16 protein-coding genes are annotated in these 13,809 nt (G+C 63.4%); 4 read left to right on the top strand and 12 right to left on the bottom strand.

Annotation, left to right across the window (positions count from 1 at the left end):
- Both VN004_RS03255 and VN004_RS03250 read right to left on the bottom strand, forming a co-directional pair.
- The coding region (locus tag VN004_RS03255) for an acyl-CoA dehydrogenase family protein (protein ID WP_325606977.1) at nt 1-510 on the bottom strand (510 nt) is incomplete at its 3' end.
- 1 nt (nt 511) lies between these two features.
- Nucleotides 512-2,602, bottom strand: coding sequence for a 3-hydroxyacyl-CoA dehydrogenase NAD-binding domain-containing protein (locus VN004_RS03250; RefSeq protein ID WP_325606975.1), 2,091 nt, complete (start codon nt 2,600-2,602; stop codon nt 512-514).
- Nucleotides 2,603-2,783: 181 nt separating this feature from the next.
- Between VN004_RS03250 and VN004_RS03245 the strand changes: the two genes are divergently transcribed.
- Together VN004_RS03245 and VN004_RS03240 are read left to right on the top strand one after the other, a co-directional pair.
- Nucleotides 2,784-3,608: a class II aldolase/adducin family protein gene (locus VN004_RS03245; RefSeq protein ID WP_325606973.1), complete on the top strand. Its 825-nt coding sequence runs from the start codon at nt 2,784-2,786 to the stop codon at nt 3,606-3,608.
- Nucleotides 3,605-4,561 (top strand): ABC transporter substrate-binding protein, encoded by a 957-nt coding sequence (locus tag VN004_RS03240; RefSeq protein ID WP_325606971.1) that lies wholly within the window; start codon nt 3,605-3,607, stop codon nt 4,559-4,561. The genes VN004_RS03245 and VN004_RS03240 overlap by 4 nt, the downstream gene beginning before the upstream one ends.
- Before the next feature lie 30 nt (nt 4,562-4,591).
- On the opposite strand, the gene VN004_RS03235 is transcribed toward VN004_RS03240, so the two are convergent.
- From VN004_RS03235 to VN004_RS03220, 4 genes are all read right to left on the bottom strand, one after another.
- Entirely contained in the window at nt 4,592-5,482 is an 891-nt protein-coding gene (locus VN004_RS03235) for a DUF1932 domain-containing protein (RefSeq protein ID WP_325606969.1), read from the bottom strand.
- Nucleotides 5,479-5,889: a thioesterase family protein gene (locus tag VN004_RS03230; protein ID WP_325606966.1), complete on the bottom strand. Its 411-nt coding sequence runs from the start codon at nt 5,887-5,889 to the stop codon at nt 5,479-5,481. The genes VN004_RS03235 and VN004_RS03230 overlap by 4 nt, the downstream gene beginning before the upstream one ends.
- A 61-nt stretch (nt 5,890-5,950) precedes the next feature.
- Complete coding sequence (locus VN004_RS03225) at nt 5,951-6,790, bottom strand: aldo/keto reductase (protein ID WP_325606964.1); 840 nt, start codon at nt 6,788-6,790, stop codon at nt 5,951-5,953.
- A gap of 161 nt (nt 6,791-6,951) precedes the next feature.
- Nucleotides 6,952-7,917: a catechol 2,3-dioxygenase gene (locus VN004_RS03220; RefSeq protein ID WP_325606962.1), complete on the bottom strand. Its 966-nt coding sequence runs from the start codon at nt 7,915-7,917 to the stop codon at nt 6,952-6,954.
- A 270-nt stretch (nt 7,918-8,187) separates the two neighbouring features.
- On the opposite strand from VN004_RS03220, the gene VN004_RS03215 reads away from it, so the two are divergent.
- Nucleotides 8,188-8,415: a hypothetical protein gene (locus VN004_RS03215; RefSeq protein ID WP_325606960.1), complete on the top strand. Its 228-nt coding sequence runs from the start codon at nt 8,188-8,190 to the stop codon at nt 8,413-8,415.
- Here the strand turns inward: VN004_RS03215 and VN004_RS03210 are convergent.
- Nucleotides 8,405-9,115, bottom strand: a complete 711-nt coding sequence (locus tag VN004_RS03210; protein WP_325606958.1) for a DUF938 domain-containing protein — start codon at nt 9,113-9,115, stop codon at nt 8,405-8,407. The genes VN004_RS03215 and VN004_RS03210 overlap by 11 nt on opposite strands.
- A gap of 71 nt (nt 9,116-9,186) precedes the next feature.
- Here VN004_RS03210 and VN004_RS03205 point away from each other — a divergent pair, with 71 nt between their 5' ends.
- Entirely contained in the window at nt 9,187-9,639 is a 453-nt protein-coding gene (locus VN004_RS03205; protein ID WP_325606955.1) for a CopD family protein, read from the top strand.
- A 9-nt stretch (nt 9,640-9,648) separates the two neighbouring features.
- On the opposite strand, the gene VN004_RS03200 is transcribed toward VN004_RS03205, so the two are convergent.
- From VN004_RS03200 to VN004_RS03180, 5 genes are all read right to left on the bottom strand, one after another.
- Nucleotides 9,649-10,278 (bottom strand): glutathione S-transferase family protein, encoded by a 630-nt coding sequence (locus VN004_RS03200; protein WP_325606951.1) that lies wholly within the window; start codon nt 10,276-10,278, stop codon nt 9,649-9,651.
- 3 nt (nt 10,279-10,281) lie between these two features.
- Nucleotides 10,282-10,974, bottom strand: coding sequence for a 4-carboxy-4-hydroxy-2-oxoadipate aldolase/oxaloacetate decarboxylase (locus tag VN004_RS03195; RefSeq protein ID WP_325606948.1), 693 nt, complete (start codon nt 10,972-10,974; stop codon nt 10,282-10,284).
- A gap of 16 nt (nt 10,975-10,990) precedes the next feature.
- Complete coding sequence (locus VN004_RS03190) at nt 10,991-11,713, bottom strand: PIG-L deacetylase family protein (protein WP_325606944.1); 723 nt, start codon at nt 11,711-11,713, stop codon at nt 10,991-10,993.
- A gap of 127 nt (nt 11,714-11,840) precedes the next feature.
- Nucleotides 11,841-13,040, bottom strand: a complete 1,200-nt coding sequence (locus VN004_RS03185) for a tetratricopeptide repeat protein (RefSeq protein ID WP_325606941.1) — start codon at nt 13,038-13,040, stop codon at nt 11,841-11,843.
- A gap of 180 nt (nt 13,041-13,220) precedes the next feature.
- Entirely contained in the window at nt 13,221-13,469 is a 249-nt protein-coding gene (locus VN004_RS03180) for a hypothetical protein (protein WP_325606939.1), read from the bottom strand.
- Nucleotides 13,470-13,809: the final 340 nt, after the last annotated feature.

Raw genomic sequence — 13,809 nt, 5'->3', positions numbered from 1 at the left:
GGTGGTCCACCATTTGCGGCCGTTGATGACGTAGCTGTCGCCGTCGCGGCGGATCTCGGTCCGGATGTTGGTGGCGTCGGAGGAAGCGACATCCGGCTCGGTCATGGCAAAGCAGGAGCGGATCTCGCCATCCATCAATGGCGGCAGCCAGCGCTTTTTCTGCTCCTCGTTTCCGTAGAGGATCAGCGTCTCCATGTTGCCGGTATCGGGCGCCGAGCAATTGAAGGTTTCCGGGCCGATCGGCGAGCGTCCCATGATTTCGCAGAGCGGCGCGTAATCGCGATTGCTCAGGCCTTCAGGGTAATGCTTCTTCGGCAGCCAGAGATTCCAGAGGCCTGCGGCTTTCGCCTTGGCCTTCAGTTCCGCCGTGATCGGCAGTTCGACCCAGCGATCTTTCGCCTCCGCGAGCTGGCGCTCAAATACGGCTTCCGCCGGATAGACATGCGCCTCCATGAAGTCCGTCAGCCGCTTCGCAAGATCCTGCGCTCGCGGTGACGGAGGCGGAATCATGTCAGTTGTCCTTGCCGAGGGAACCGAAACCGCGTCCTTCGGCGGCGAGCCGTTTCAGAAGCGGCGCCGGTTCGTGTTTCGGGTCGCCGGCCTGCTTTGCGAATTCTGTGAGCCGGTCGCGGATATAGGGCAAGCCGACCTGATCGGCGTAATACATCAAGCCGCCGCGCCAGGCCGGGAAGCCGTATCCGTAAACCCAGATGACGTCGATATCGCCGGCGCGCTGCGCGATGCCTTCCTCGAGAATGCGGGCGCCTTCGTTGATCATGGGGAAGAGAAGGCGCTCGGTGATCTCGTCGCGGCTCAGCGCACGGCGCGGAATGCCGAGCCGCTGCGAGGTGGCGACGATCAGCGCCTCGACCTCGGGATCGGGCTTGGGCGTGCGCGAGCCGGCTTCATAGAGATAGAAGCCCTTTCCGGTCTTCTGGCCGAAGCGGCCCATCTCGCAAAGCTGATCGGCAATCTCGGCGCGCGCGCCCTGCGCCTTGCGCATGCGCCAGGAAATATCGAGCCCGGCGAGATCGGTGACACCAAACGGACCGAGCGGGAAACCGAAGGCCGTCAGCGCGCCGTCGACATCCTGTGGCAAGGCGCCTTCGAGCAGCAGCCGTTCGGCTTCGGTCGAGCGCACGCGCAGAATGCGGTTGCCGACGAAGCCGTGGCAGACACCCACAACGACCGGCACCTTGCCGATCTTTCGCGCGATGCCGATGGCGGTCGCAAGCGCTTGCGGATCGGTGTCTGCGCCGCGCACGATTTCGAGAAGCCGCATCACGTTGGCCGGGCTGAAAAAGTGCATGCCCAGCAGTGATTGCGGCCGCTTGGTGAAATGCGCGATCTCGTTGACGTCGAGATAGGAGGTGTTGGTGGCGAGCACCGCGCCGGGTTTGACCGTTGAGTCGAGTTTGCCGAACACCTCGCGCTTGACGCCGATATCCTCGAACACGGCCTCGATCACCATGTCGGTATCGGCAATCTCGCCGATGTCGATGGTCCCGTGGATCAAGCCGATCCGGGTTTCGACATCCTCGGCGCTCATGCCGCCGCGCTTGGCCGAGGCCTGATAATTCTTGGCGACCAGATCGAGCCCGCGCTTCAATGCATCCGCGCCGGTCTCCACCACAGTGACCGGGATGCCGGCATTGGCAAAGCACATCGCGATGCCGCCGCCCATGGTGCCGGCGCCGATCACCGCCGCGCGTTTCACGTCGACCGGCTTTACGTCCTTGGGCAGGTCGGACACTTTCGCAGCTTCCCGCTCGGCGAAGAAGATGTGACGCTGGGCTTTCGATTGCGCCCCGTTCTTCAGCTCGATGAAGGCATCGCGTTCGCGGATCAGCGCTTCGGCAACCGGGACATCGAGGGTCCAGCGCAATGCTTCCAGCGCCTTTGCCGGCGCGTGCAGGCCGCGGGCGCGCTTGGCATAGGGCGCGGCCAGCTCGTCGAATTTTGCCGGGTTGGCGCGCAGGTCCGCGAGCTTGTCGTCGCGGTCGCGGGCCCGGATGAGGGGGCGGTTCTCGGCAACCACGCGATTGGCGAAGGCCACCGCAGAAGAAACCAGATCATCGGAGACGATCTGATCGACCAGACCAGAATCCCTCGCCTGGTCTGCGGTGATCTGCTCGCCGGTCAGGATCATCGCCATCGCCTTGTCCATGCCGATCAGGCGCGGCAGGCGCTGGGTGCCGCCCGCGCCTGGCATCAGGCCGAGCTTGATTTCAGGCAGGCCGAGCCTTGTTCCCGGCGCCGCCACGCGGAAATGACAGCCGAGGGCGACTTCGAGACCGCCGCCGAGCGGGGTGCCGTGGAGAGCGGCAACCACGGGCTTCGGCATGGCATCGATCGCTTCGATGACATCGATCGTCGTGGGGCTTACCGGCGGCTGGTTGAACTCGGTGATATCGGCGCCGGCAATGAAGGTGCGGCCGGCCGCGGCGATCACCACGCCCTTGATGTCGTTGTCGTTGCGCGCGCGATCCAGGGCCTCCACAAGGCCCTTTCGCATCGCGTTATTGAGCGCGTTGACCGGCGGGTGATTGACAGTGATGACCGCGATCGCACCTTCGCGGCGAAACTCGACGACGTCCGGCACAGCAGATTCCTCAGCGCGTTGCGGGCCCGGCGCTGATTGCGCAGGCGCGCTCGAGTGCCTGTTTAGGAAGGGGTCGGTGGAGTGTCAAACGCCGGGATCAGACCGGCTCCGCGAGGAGATTGCCGCCGCCGCGAAGGCATGTATGGTTCGCCTCCCCGAAAAGCTTGGAGGAACGTCCGCTGTGGCCTCAGCCATCGATCAGATCAAATATGACACCGCGCTCGGCAATCGCATTCTGGCGCATGAGGGCGTGCTCGACGCCTTCGGCCATGTCAGCATGCGCCACCCGACCAATCCGAACCGCTATTTTCTCTCGCGTTCGCGGGCGCCGGAACTCGTCGAGCCGGCCGATATTCTGGAATACGACCTCGATTCCAATCCGGTGAAGAAGACCGATCAGCGGCTTTATGCCGAACGGGTGATTCACGGAGAGATCTACAAGGCCCGTCCCGATGTGATGGCGGTCGTGCATCACCATGCCCCGGCGGTGATGCCGTTCTGCATCAGCGGCGTTGAGCTCAAGCCCGTGATGCATCTCGGGGCGATTATCGGTCACAAGGTGCCGATGTGGGACCAATACGACGAGTTCGGCGACACCAATCTCCTGCTGGTGAAGCCGGAGGAGGGCGCCTCGCTCGCCCGCGCGCTCGGTGAGGCGCCGCTGGTGCTGATGAAGGGGCACGGCGCGACCGTGGTCGGCTCGTCGATCCAGGAATTGGTCTTCCGCGCGATCTATTCCTGCCGCAATGCCGAATATCAGTTCGCAGCGCAAATGCTCGGCAAGGTCGTGCCGCTCCGGCCCGGTGAGGTCGACAAGTCGGCGCAGATCAACGCGATGCCGACGGCCAATTTCAGGACGTGGGAATATTGGTCCGTACGGTTGGAAAAGGCCGGCGGTGGATTGCCGCGCAGCGGTAAAAACAGGGTTGGCACTTCGTCCAAGCGTGCTAGCGTCGCCCGCAAGACCTCAAAACCGACAAAGAAAACCAAGGGGAGAAAACGATGAAGCACGCTGGAGCGATATTCGGCGCGATCGCTTTGGTAGCGGCCGCCGCGGCACCGGCTTCCGCCCAGGATCAATTGAAGATCGCCATCGGCCAGATCAACAATTGGGAAAATCAGGCGCCGACGCTCGGGCAGGACGCCGGCATTTTCGCCAAGCATAATCTGAAGATCGAGGCGGTCGGCACGCAGGGCGCGGGCGAGACCATCCAGGCGGTGATCTCGGGCTCGGCCGATCTCGGCGCTGGCGTCGGCGTCGCCGGCGTGATGCGCGCCTTCTCGCGCGGTGCGCCGGTGCGCATCCTCTTGCCGGCGTTTACCGGGACCGGCGATCTCTACTGGTATGTGAAGGCGGATTCGCCGATCAAGAGCCTGAAGGATACGACCGACAAGCACACCATCGCCTATTCGACCAGTGGATCGTCATCCAACAATATCGTGGTCGCCTTCGTGCAGGAGCTGGGCGCAAAGGCCAAGCCGACCGCGACCGGCGGCCCTCCCGGCACGCTGACGGCGGTGATGAGCGGGCAGATCGACATCGGATGGGCGGCGCCGCCGTTCGGCGTGAAGGAGATCAAGGACGGCAAGATCCGCATCATCGCCCGCGGCAGTGACGTGCCGTCGCTGAAAGGGCAGACGGTGCGCACCATCATCGTCAACGCCGATGCGCTGAAGAACAAGAAAGACGCGATCATGCGCTTCGTGAAAGCTTATCGCGAAACCGTGGACTGGATGTATTCCGATCCCAAGGCCCTCTCGATGTACGCCCAGAAGATCAAGGCGGACGAGGCCGTGTTGAAGGAATCGCTCGCCGAATTCCACCCGAAGTCTGCGATGCAGACCGATCAAATGGCCGATCTCGACGGCGCGGTCGCCGATGCGGTGAAGCTGAAATTCCTCGACAAGCCGTTGACCAAGGAACAACTCGGCGAGTTGCTGCAAATTCCGCCGCGTTAAACTGCGGCAGAAAAAAGGCCGGAGCGGCGGCTATCGCCGTTCCGGCAAAGCGGCGTCGATCGCCGCGAGCATGTCGGTTCGTCCCTTCGCCACGGCTTTCTTGGTCTGCGGGTCTCGCCCGACCTCGCCAAGCTGTTGCTGGCGCTCGATGGTTCCTTCGGTCATCACCGGGCTGACCCCGAGTTCGCGCAGCGTCGCTGCGACTTCGCGCATCTCCGCCGCGCGCCGGATGCCGTGGCTCGCCATGCGCTCGATGTTATAGCTGGACATATTGGCCCAATCGACGCCGGGGTAATTGTTGCGGAGCGATGCGGCGACCTGATCCACGACGCCCGCCCGGTGCGCGGCGAGGAAGCACTCCAACGACAGCGCCTCGATGCCCTTGATCATCACGCTGCGGATCATCTTGATCGCGGCCGCCGCGCCGATCTCCGCGCCCACCACCTCCGTCTTCATGCCAAGCCCGCTCAGCGCCGGCGCAGCATCCGAGGCATGCGGGCCTGCCAGCATCATCGGCGATTTGTGCCGGGCGGGAAGGATTGGCGAGACGATCGCAACGTCGACGTAACGCGCACCGTCACCGAGGAGTCCTGCCGTCGCCTGCTTGCGGCCGGGCGAGACGGAATTGACGTCGAGATAGAGAGGCTTGCCTGTCAGCTTTCCGGCAAGAGGCTGCGCGGCTTCGTAACTTGAGGCGGCGGTCACCGCCGCGATCAGGATCTCCGCGTCGTGCGCCGCGTCTTCAGCGGACGAAGCGATGCGCACCCCGATCTTGTTCGCGGCTTCGATCAGCTTGGCGCCGGCGGCATCCGGAAACAGGATGTCCCAGGCTGCGATCTCACCGACGCCTTCATCCCGTAGCCCGACCGCCATCGCCTGGCCGGCTTCACCAAAACCAATGAACGCGATCCGTGGCTTCATCCTTCACTCTTCAGCTTTTTCTGGACGCGGGCGTCGAAGCGTTCGACATTGACCACGACGCGGGTATGCGTGCCGTCGCCGACGCGCTCCCTGTCGTCATAGGCTTCGACGCGGAATGTGACATTGCGGCCATCGACCTTCGTCACCTCGGCGGTGGCGCGCAGCGTCATGCCCACCGGCGTCGCGGCATAATGGCCGACATCGAGGTGGGTGCCGAGACTCTGATGGCCGGCAGGCAGCAGATGTTCGATTGCATCGAGCGCGGCAGCCTCCATCATGTTAATCATGACCGGCGTGGCGAGTACGCGCACGCGGCCCGATCCGACGCGCGGCGCAGTCTGCTCCTCGCCGACCCGGATGTGTGCCTCGCCTTTCAGGCCGATAAAAACTTTCGATAGATCGGTCATGTGCGCCTTCGCCTGTTGTTAGTCTTATACGCGAATTGCGGACAGCGTGCAGGCGGCGGCGCTACAGCATCTCCAGCGCATATTTCTTGCTTGGCGGCGGGAAGGCCCGGTCGAGGATCGCGCGGTCCTCGTCCGTAAGACGAAGGTCCAGCGCGGCGAAGTTCTCGCGGACATGCTCCGGGTTCGTCGCCTTCGGAATGACGATCGTTGCCGGCTGTTCGAGCAACCAGGCCAACGCGACCTGAGCCGTCGTCGCGCCGTGGCGCTGCGCGACCTCCTTCAGCGCGGCAGCGCCAAGAAGCCGGCCCTGTTCGATCGGCGAATAGGCCATGATCGGAATGTTGCGCGCGCGGCAGAACGGCACGAGGTCAAATTCGATGCGCCGGCGCTTCAGGTTATAGAGCACCTGATTGGTTGCGCAGGCGTTGCCGCCCGGCAGCGCGAGCAGCTCCTCCATGTCGTCGGTATCAAAGTTGCTGACGCCCCAATGCCGGATCTTGCCGTCGCGCTGAAGTTGAACAAAGCCTTCCAGCGTGTGTTCGAGCGGTGTCGAGCCGCGCCAATGCAACAGGTAAAGGTCGATCCGGTCGGTGCGCAGGCGCTTCAGGCTGCCTTCGCAGGCGGCGATGGTGTCTGCGCGCGAGGCGTTCTCGGGCAGGACCTTGCTGACGATGAACAGGCTGTCGCGGCGCCCGGCGATGGCATCGCCGACGATCTCTTCGGCCTCGCCGTCGCCATACATCTCGGCGGTGTCGATCAGCGTCGCGCCAAGGTCGAGGCCGAGCTTGAGCGCCGCGACTTCGTCGCCGCGCTTCTTGTCACTTTCGCCCATCATCCAGGTGCCGAGTCCAAAGGCCGGGATCGGTTCGCCGGAGGGGAGGCGCGTTGTGGGGATGGGCATGCGGATTGCCGTCACCTCAGCGATAGCGTCAGCTCAGCCTCATCCTGAGGAGCGGCGAAGCCGCATCTCGAAGGGTGAGGCTGCCACCTATCTGCCCTGATCCTTCGAGACGCTCGCCTTCGCCTTGCTGCGGCGGGCTCCTCAGGATGAGGGCGATAGACCTAGTGCCCCTTCACCTCGACCGGCGGAGTGCCGTGCGTATGGAACGACTCGATGGTCTTCAGGCCCCAGGCCTGGCCCTTCTTGCGCTCGTCCTCGGTCCACACGATCGGCTTCCAGTCCGGTGCGAGGATCAACCGCGCGCCGGCATTCGCCACCTCGACGCGATTGCCGCCCGGCTCATAGACATAGAGGAAGAAGGTTTGCTGGATAGCATGCTTGTGCGGCCCGGTCTCGATATGCACGCCGTTCTCCAGAAAGATGTCGGCGGCGCGCAGAATTTCCTCACGCTGATCGAGCGCGTAGGTGATGTGGTGGAAACGGCCCTTGGTGCCGGTGTGATCGCGCGTATAGGCGAAGTCGTAGCTCTTGTTCGTCGCCGTCATCCAGATCGCCGCTTCCGAGCCATCGTTGAGGATGATCGTCTCGGTCAGACGGAAGCCGAGATAATTTTCGTAGAATTCCCGGTTCGCCTTGATGTCGACGGCAAGGCCGTTCCAGTGATCGAGCCGGCGCACATTGCAGCCGCGAGCCGGAAAGCGTTGCGCCTGGTTTTTCAGGGCCGGTTTCTTGTCCGGCGGCGCCTGGTACCATTCGGTTTCGTAATAGAGTTCCACGACGTGATCGTCCGGGTCCTTGCAGACGAAGGTCTTGCCATGACCGACATCGCCATCTGTCCAGCCGACGTCGAAGCCCGAGCCCTTCAGCGCGGCGGCGCGCCGCTCCAGCGCCTGCGGCGAGCGGCACCGATAGGCGACGTGCTTGAGCCCCGAGGTTTTGGAGGCCGTCAATTTCAGCGAGTAGAGTTCGTAATCGTCCCACGCGCGCAGATAAACGCTGTCGCCTTTCTCGGCGGCCTGGGTCATGCCCATGACGTTGACGAAGAAATCGCGGCTCTGCTCGAACTTGGGCGTCAGCAATTCGAGGTGGGCGAGGTGGGCAATATCGAGGATGGGCTCTTTGATCATGGGCCGTAAGGTCGCCTGTGGTGTTTTGATGGCAGCGACCTAACATGCGGGGCGTCGCGCGTCGATGGTTTACCTGCGGGCCGCGTTACCACCGATGGCCCGTTCTGGCCGCCGAAATTTGAGCGGCAGCGCCGGATTCACACAGGCGTGAGATCGGTCGCGCTTCTGACACGGTCCCGACACGGTGACGTCGCTTACCATCCGTACACCCTCGCATGCGACACCAGCGGCAAACGCCTCGAATGACGGTCCGTGATCCAGGAGTATGTGATGACGAATTCCCTGAAGGCAGCAGTCGGTGCCCTCGCCATCATGACCGCTTCCGGCATGATCGCGGATTTCGATGTTGCGGTGTGGGGTAACGACATCTACGTCACGGTCTGGTCTGCCGACGACCAGCCCGACAGCAAATTGCGGAAACACGTTGTCGCCGCGTTGCCGAAAGGCATCGACGAGAGCCGTGTCTTCATCAATCGGGATGGCGTGATCAGCGCCTGAGACGGCTTGTCGAGCCGGCGTCCTCGTTTCCCTTCCGCTCGAACACGAGCAGCATGTTGTTCGCGGGCATTGGCTCGATCTCCGCGAGCAGCATCCCATGCTCATGCGCGACCGCCTGAATGTCGGCGATATCGCGCACGCCCCATTCCGGATTGCGCACCCGCAACGAGGCGTCGAATGCTTCGTTGCTGGGAGCCGTGTGCTGACCGTCCTGCTTGAACGGACCGTAGATGAACAGGAGCCCGCCGGGATGCAGGCGCTGCGACGCGCCCCACATTAACCCGCGCGTCGTGCGCCACGGCGAGATGTGCAGCACATTGGCGCAGAAGATCGCGGTGAGGTCGCTGAGCGTCGCTGAATCGGACTCACTCAGTCCCCATTCCAGGGCGCACAGGTCGAGATAACGCGCTTCCTCGACATTCTGAACCTGCGCATGCTGCCGCCAGGCGTCGATGCTCTTGAGGTTGCGTTCGTCATAGTCGGTCGGCCACCAGAGTAGATGCGGCGACTGCTTCGCGAATGCGATGACGTGCTGACCGGATCCGCTACCGACCTCCAGGACATTGCCCTGCCGGTCCTGCAGATAATGCAACAGCTCGTCCCAGATCGGACGCCAGTTGCGATGAAAAGCCGGTGAATCGAGCCGCAGATCGCCGTCGGCAATCGGGTCGATCGGATTCTGAGAGGGGCTGCCGGTCATGGTCGCCCTTTGTAGACATCCCGGCCTGCATCACATAGTGCCTTGCGGCAGATTGCAATGGAGACCAAGCGATGCTGATCGTCCTTTTGGCCGCGCATTTTTTGGCGGCACTGTTCTGGGTCGGCGGTATGGCCTTCGCCTATATGATCCTGCGGCCGGCCGCAGGCGCGCTCGATGGGCCAGCCCGCCTAACGCTCTGGCGCAATGTTTTCGCGCGCTTCCTGCCCTGGGTCGGGGTATCGATCGTTGTCTTGCTGGCCAGCGGCTATACGATGATGTTCGCGACGTATGGCGGCTTCCGTGCGCCGATCTACATCCATGTCATGCAGGGGACCGGCATCCTGATGATGCTGATCTACCTGCATCTCTATTTCGCGCCGTGGCGCCGCTTTCGGACATATGTCGGCGCCGCCGACTGGCCGAATGCCGGCAAGCAGCTCGCCGTTATCCGCATGCTGGTCGGGATCAATCTCGTGCTGGGCGTGATCACCGTGCTCGCCGGATCGACCGGCCGCTTCTGGTGATCGCAAACGTCACGCGGCCGCTGCCAGTTGATATGACAGCGCCCGCTGCACCGCGGGGCGCTGCTCCATGCGCCTGAAGTGATCCTGCACCTTCGGGAAGCGCGCGATATCGACCCCGTCGCCTTCGAGCCAACGCGCGACGGTGTAAAGATACGGATCGCAGATCGTATAATCAGACCCCATCACCCAGGGGCCGGCGAACATCTCTCCCTCGATCAGCGTGAAGCAGTCGCCGACCGATTGCGGCACCTTCTTTTTCATCGCTTCGATCGCAGCCGGGTCGTCGGCCCAGCGCGAGCCGCGTAGCCGGTGCGCATGCGCGACATGAACGGTGGAGCACAGATAGCTGTTGAAAGACTGGACCTGCGCGAACGCGAATGCGTCCTCGAGAGGGGCGAGGCGCGCAGCCGGGAAGGTCTGCGCAATGAAGGCGAGGATCGCGGGAGTCTCGGTCAGGATTCCCCGCTGGGTGACAAGGGCGGGGACGCGGCCTTTCGGATTGACGGCGAGATAATCCGGTTTGCGTTGCTCGCCGTCGGCAAAGTTCAGCCGCACGGTCTTGTAATCGGCGCCGGCCTCCTCGAGCGCGATGAGTGAGGCGAGCGCGCAGGTCTCAGGCGCAAAATAGAGCGTGAGCATGGTCTAAACGTCTTCCGGATTGTCGACATAGACGAGACCGGCCTTCGCCAGCGGCTCGCGCATATTATACATGTCGAGGCCAAGCACGCCTGCGGCGAGCTTCTCGCGCTTGGCGGTCTCGTCGGCCTCGCGCTTCTGGCCCTTGGCCGCGACTTCGGCCGCAAGCTTGCGCGGAATCACCACGACGCCATCGTCGTCGGCGACGACGGCGTCGCCCGGCATCACATTCACGCCGGCGCAGACCACGGGAATATTGACCGCGCCGAGCGTCGCTTTCACCGTGCCCTTGGCGGAGATCGCCTTCGACCAGACCGGAAAGCCCATCTCCTTCAGCGTGGCGACATCGCGGCAGCCCGCGTCGATGACGAGACCCTGAACGCCGCGCGCCTTGGCCGAGGTCGCGAGCAGGTCGCCGAACATGCCGTCGGTGTTATCGGCGGTGACGCCGACCACCAGCACGTCGCCGGGTTTGCATTGCTCGATCGCGACATGGATCATCCAGTTGTCGCCGGGCTGCGCCATGATCGTCACCGCCGGACCGCAGATCGCGGCGCCCGGCCAGATCGGCCGCATATAGGGCTTCATCAGGCCGGAACGGCCCAGCGCCTCATGCGAGGTCGAAACGCCAAGCCCCGCGAGAATCCTGCACGCATCGGCATCGGCGCGCTGGATGTTGCGAACGACGACGGTCTTCATCTCGAAGCTTCCTTGTTCAGCCGAGCGTATCGGTGACGACACGCGGGAACAGCGTCTGATAGGCCTCGCCGTAGGTCATCGGGATGCCGGTGTTGCGCGAGCCCTGGATGCCGCGGTTGAGCGCGACGCGCTCGTAATAATGCCAGAGATGCTTCTGCGCGGCGAGGATCTGGAACGCCTTGTACTTGGTCTCCCAGACGTCATCGATTTTCAGGATCAGATCCGGCTTGAAGTCGCACTGCTCGGGCTGATGCGGTTCGAACAGGTAAACCGGCGGTGCGGAATATTGGTACTTGGCGCCAGGCTTGTGTCCCATCGCCTGCGCGACCACGCGGGTCTCCTGCGCAAAGTGGGCCGTGTTCGGATGGTCGAAATTGTAGGGATCCTTCAGCGCGTGCGTGAGCACGAAGGCGGGATTGGTCTCGCGATAAATATCGACCATGCGGTCGAAATGCTCATCGTTCAGCCTGAGCGGATAATCGCCGCAATCGAAAAACTCGATTTCGGCGCCAAGCAGGGCGGCGGCGCGCTCCGCCTCGTCCTTGCGGCCGGCCTTCACGTTTTCCAGCGTCGCGCCGGCTTCCTTCCGGGCAAACTGACTCTCGCCGCGTTCGCCGAAGGACAGGCAGACGATCTTCATGCGGTAGCCTTTTTTGGCATGCAGCGCGATCGCGCCGCCTGCCCGCCACACGAAATCGCCCGGGTGGGCAGTGATCACGAGCCCGGTTTTCTGGGACATGGGATGCGTCTCCGGCGTTCAAGAATTCCGGGGGGATTTGCAACATCCGCTCGTCCCGCACAAGGGCATTGCAGGGCAGTTGCAACCCGCGCCTTCGGCATGCCGGACCGATGTCAGGGCGTGGAATTCACTTTGCCTTTTGCTTGATGGTCTCGGCCCGCTTGTTCAGCGCCTCCGCGTCACTGTCGCGCCCAAGCGTGCGATAGAGCTCCGCGAGATTATGAATAGTGTTCAGAAGCTGCGGGCTGTCTTTTCCGAAGGCCTTTTCGCGGATCGCGAGCGCCCGCTTGGCCAGCGGCTCGGCATCGGTCGGGCGGCCCATCTCCTGATACAGCACCGCAAGGTTGTTGATTGAGGTCGCGACGCCGGGATGATCCGGGCCAAGCGCCTTCTCGTACATGTTTGCGACGCGCTTGAAATGCGGTTCGGCGTCGGCGTGCCGGCCCTGATCGCGATAGAAGCCGGCCATCGTATTGAGGGTTTGCGCCACGGCGGGATGATCGGTCCCATAGGTCTTTTCGCGGATCGCGAGCGCCCGCTTGAACAGTGGCTCGACTTCGTCGATCCGGTTCAGCACCCAATAGGTCATTGCGAGTTCGTGCAGCGAGGTGGCGACGTCGGGATGGTCCGGCCCGAACGACTTTTCGCTGATTGCGAGCGCGCGCTTGAAGAGAGGCTCAGCTTCCGCGAGCCTGCCTGAGGTGCGGTAGAGTTCGCCCAGCGCGACGAGGGACGGCGACACCTGCGGGTCGTCGGCGCCGAAGGCCTTTTCGTTGATCGCGATGGCCCTCTTGTAGAGCGGCTCTGCATCGCGCGGGCGTCCCGCATCCTGATGAAGCGCGGCGAGCGCGCTGACATTTGCCGCGACCGCGAGGTGATCCTGGCCAAGCGCCTTTTCGTTGATCGACAATGCGCGCTTGAACAGAAGCTCCGCCTCGTCGCGCCGCCCTTGCGCCCGGTAGAGCATGGCGAGGTTTTGGGCGAGCGCTGCGACTTGCGGATGGTCCGATCCGAGCGCCTTCTGACGGATCGAGAGCGCCCGCAAGAGGAGAGGTTCTGCCTCCTGCGGCCGGCCGAGTTGCTGCTGCAGCACCGCGATGTAATTGAGGGTGAAGGCGACATCGAGGTGATCGGGGCCGTGTTGCCGTTCGAGCGCGGCCAGCGCCTGCTGCGCGAGCGGCAGCGCGCCCGCGGCGTTTCCGGCGTTGTACAGTTCGACTGCCCGCGTGAGCAGGGAATCTGCGTCGTCCGCCTTTTGCGCGAAGGCGGGAGACGCGATCGCCAGGGCGACGGCGAGCGCCAGGCTCGCAGCAATATGGTTCCGCATGACTCCTCGATCCGGTCGCCCGCTGACCGGTTCATAGCACCCGGAGGCCGGTCGGTAGAAGCTCAACAATCAGTCGGGCAAGCGCACGGCGCGCGAGGACCGCGTCATCCATCTCCTGTCGCCCCGCGAAAGCGGAGACCGCGCGCTCCGCATCGGCGTAGCGTCCGCTTGTCTCGTACATCACGCCGAGATGTTGATGATCATCGCGACGATGGCGTCGCTTCGGCCGTCCGCTCGTTCGCGGATCGCGATTGCGCGGAGGAAAAGCTTTTCGGCCGCTGCGTAGAGGCCGGCCTCTGCCGCCTGCGCAGCTCTCTCCGACAAAATGCCGGAGTTTTCCGCCTCCTGACTTCGCCTCTGCGCCTGTGCGGAGGGCGCGGCGATCAGAAACGCCGCGGTCAGGGCCACAAATGCGATCCGCGTCGGCATGACCGGGGTCCCACGGACGAGTACCGTCAGCCTTTGTCGCGTGCCGCTCCTTCCTGGATCAATCAGGGCGCGAAATTTGGAGACGCACGTATGCTGCGAGCCTGCCAACTGAACCGAGTTCCCAATTATTGCACAAAATATAAGCAGATCGGCCGGGATTTAGACATCCGGTTTCTGATGCCCAATTTGCAGGCGATGGTTTCCCGCAATTTCCTGTCCGGACTCAACGCCTTGGACCAGTTTCAGTAACTGGCACGTCCTTTGCGAACTCCGCTGCGGCGCGGGATGCCGGGTCATCTGGCGTGCGCGTGAAGCAGAGGAAACAACATGATTCACTCCA

The sequence above is a fragment of the Pseudorhodoplanes sp. genome (genome assembly GCF_035565855.1).
Classification (GTDB): domain Bacteria; phylum Pseudomonadota; class Alphaproteobacteria; order Rhizobiales; family Xanthobacteraceae; genus Pseudorhodoplanes.
Note: the sequence above shows the minus strand (reverse complement) of the source record. Positions and strands in the feature narration are given on the sequence as shown.

Coding starts and splice junctions, on each gene's coding strand:
- VN004_RS03240 (WP_325606971.1), top strand. CDS start 3,605: ATGAAGCACGCTGGAGCGATATTCGGCGCGATCGCTTTGGTAGCGGCC.
- VN004_RS03235 (WP_325606969.1), bottom strand. CDS start 5,482: ATGAAGCCACGGATCGCGTTCATTGGTTTTGGTGAAGCCGGCCAGGCG.
- VN004_RS03230 (WP_325606966.1), bottom strand. CDS start 5,889: ATGACCGATCTATCGAAAGTTTTTATCGGCCTGAAAGGCGAGGCACAC.
- VN004_RS03225 (WP_325606964.1), bottom strand. CDS start 6,790: ATGCCCATCCCCACAACGCGCCTCCCCTCCGGCGAACCGATCCCGGCC.
- VN004_RS03220 (WP_325606962.1), bottom strand. CDS start 7,917: ATGATCAAAGAGCCCATCCTCGATATTGCCCACCTCGCCCACCTCGAA.
- VN004_RS03215 (WP_325606960.1), top strand. CDS start 8,188: ATGACGAATTCCCTGAAGGCAGCAGTCGGTGCCCTCGCCATCATGACC.
- VN004_RS03210 (WP_325606958.1), bottom strand. CDS start 9,115: ATGACCGGCAGCCCCTCTCAGAATCCGATCGACCCGATTGCCGACGGC.
- VN004_RS03205 (WP_325606955.1), top strand. CDS start 9,187: ATGCTGATCGTCCTTTTGGCCGCGCATTTTTTGGCGGCACTGTTCTGG.
- VN004_RS03200 (WP_325606951.1), bottom strand. CDS start 10,278: ATGCTCACGCTCTATTTTGCGCCTGAGACCTGCGCGCTCGCCTCACTC.
- VN004_RS03195 (WP_325606948.1), bottom strand. CDS start 10,974: ATGAAGACCGTCGTCGTTCGCAACATCCAGCGCGCCGATGCCGATGCG.
- VN004_RS03190 (WP_325606944.1), bottom strand. CDS start 11,713: ATGTCCCAGAAAACCGGGCTCGTGATCACTGCCCACCCGGGCGATTTC.
- VN004_RS03185 (WP_325606941.1), bottom strand. CDS start 13,040: ATGCGGAACCATATTGCTGCGAGCCTGGCGCTCGCCGTCGCCCTGGCG.
- VN004_RS03180 (WP_325606939.1), bottom strand. CDS start 13,469: ATGCCGACGCGGATCGCATTTGTGGCCCTGACCGCGGCGTTTCTGATC.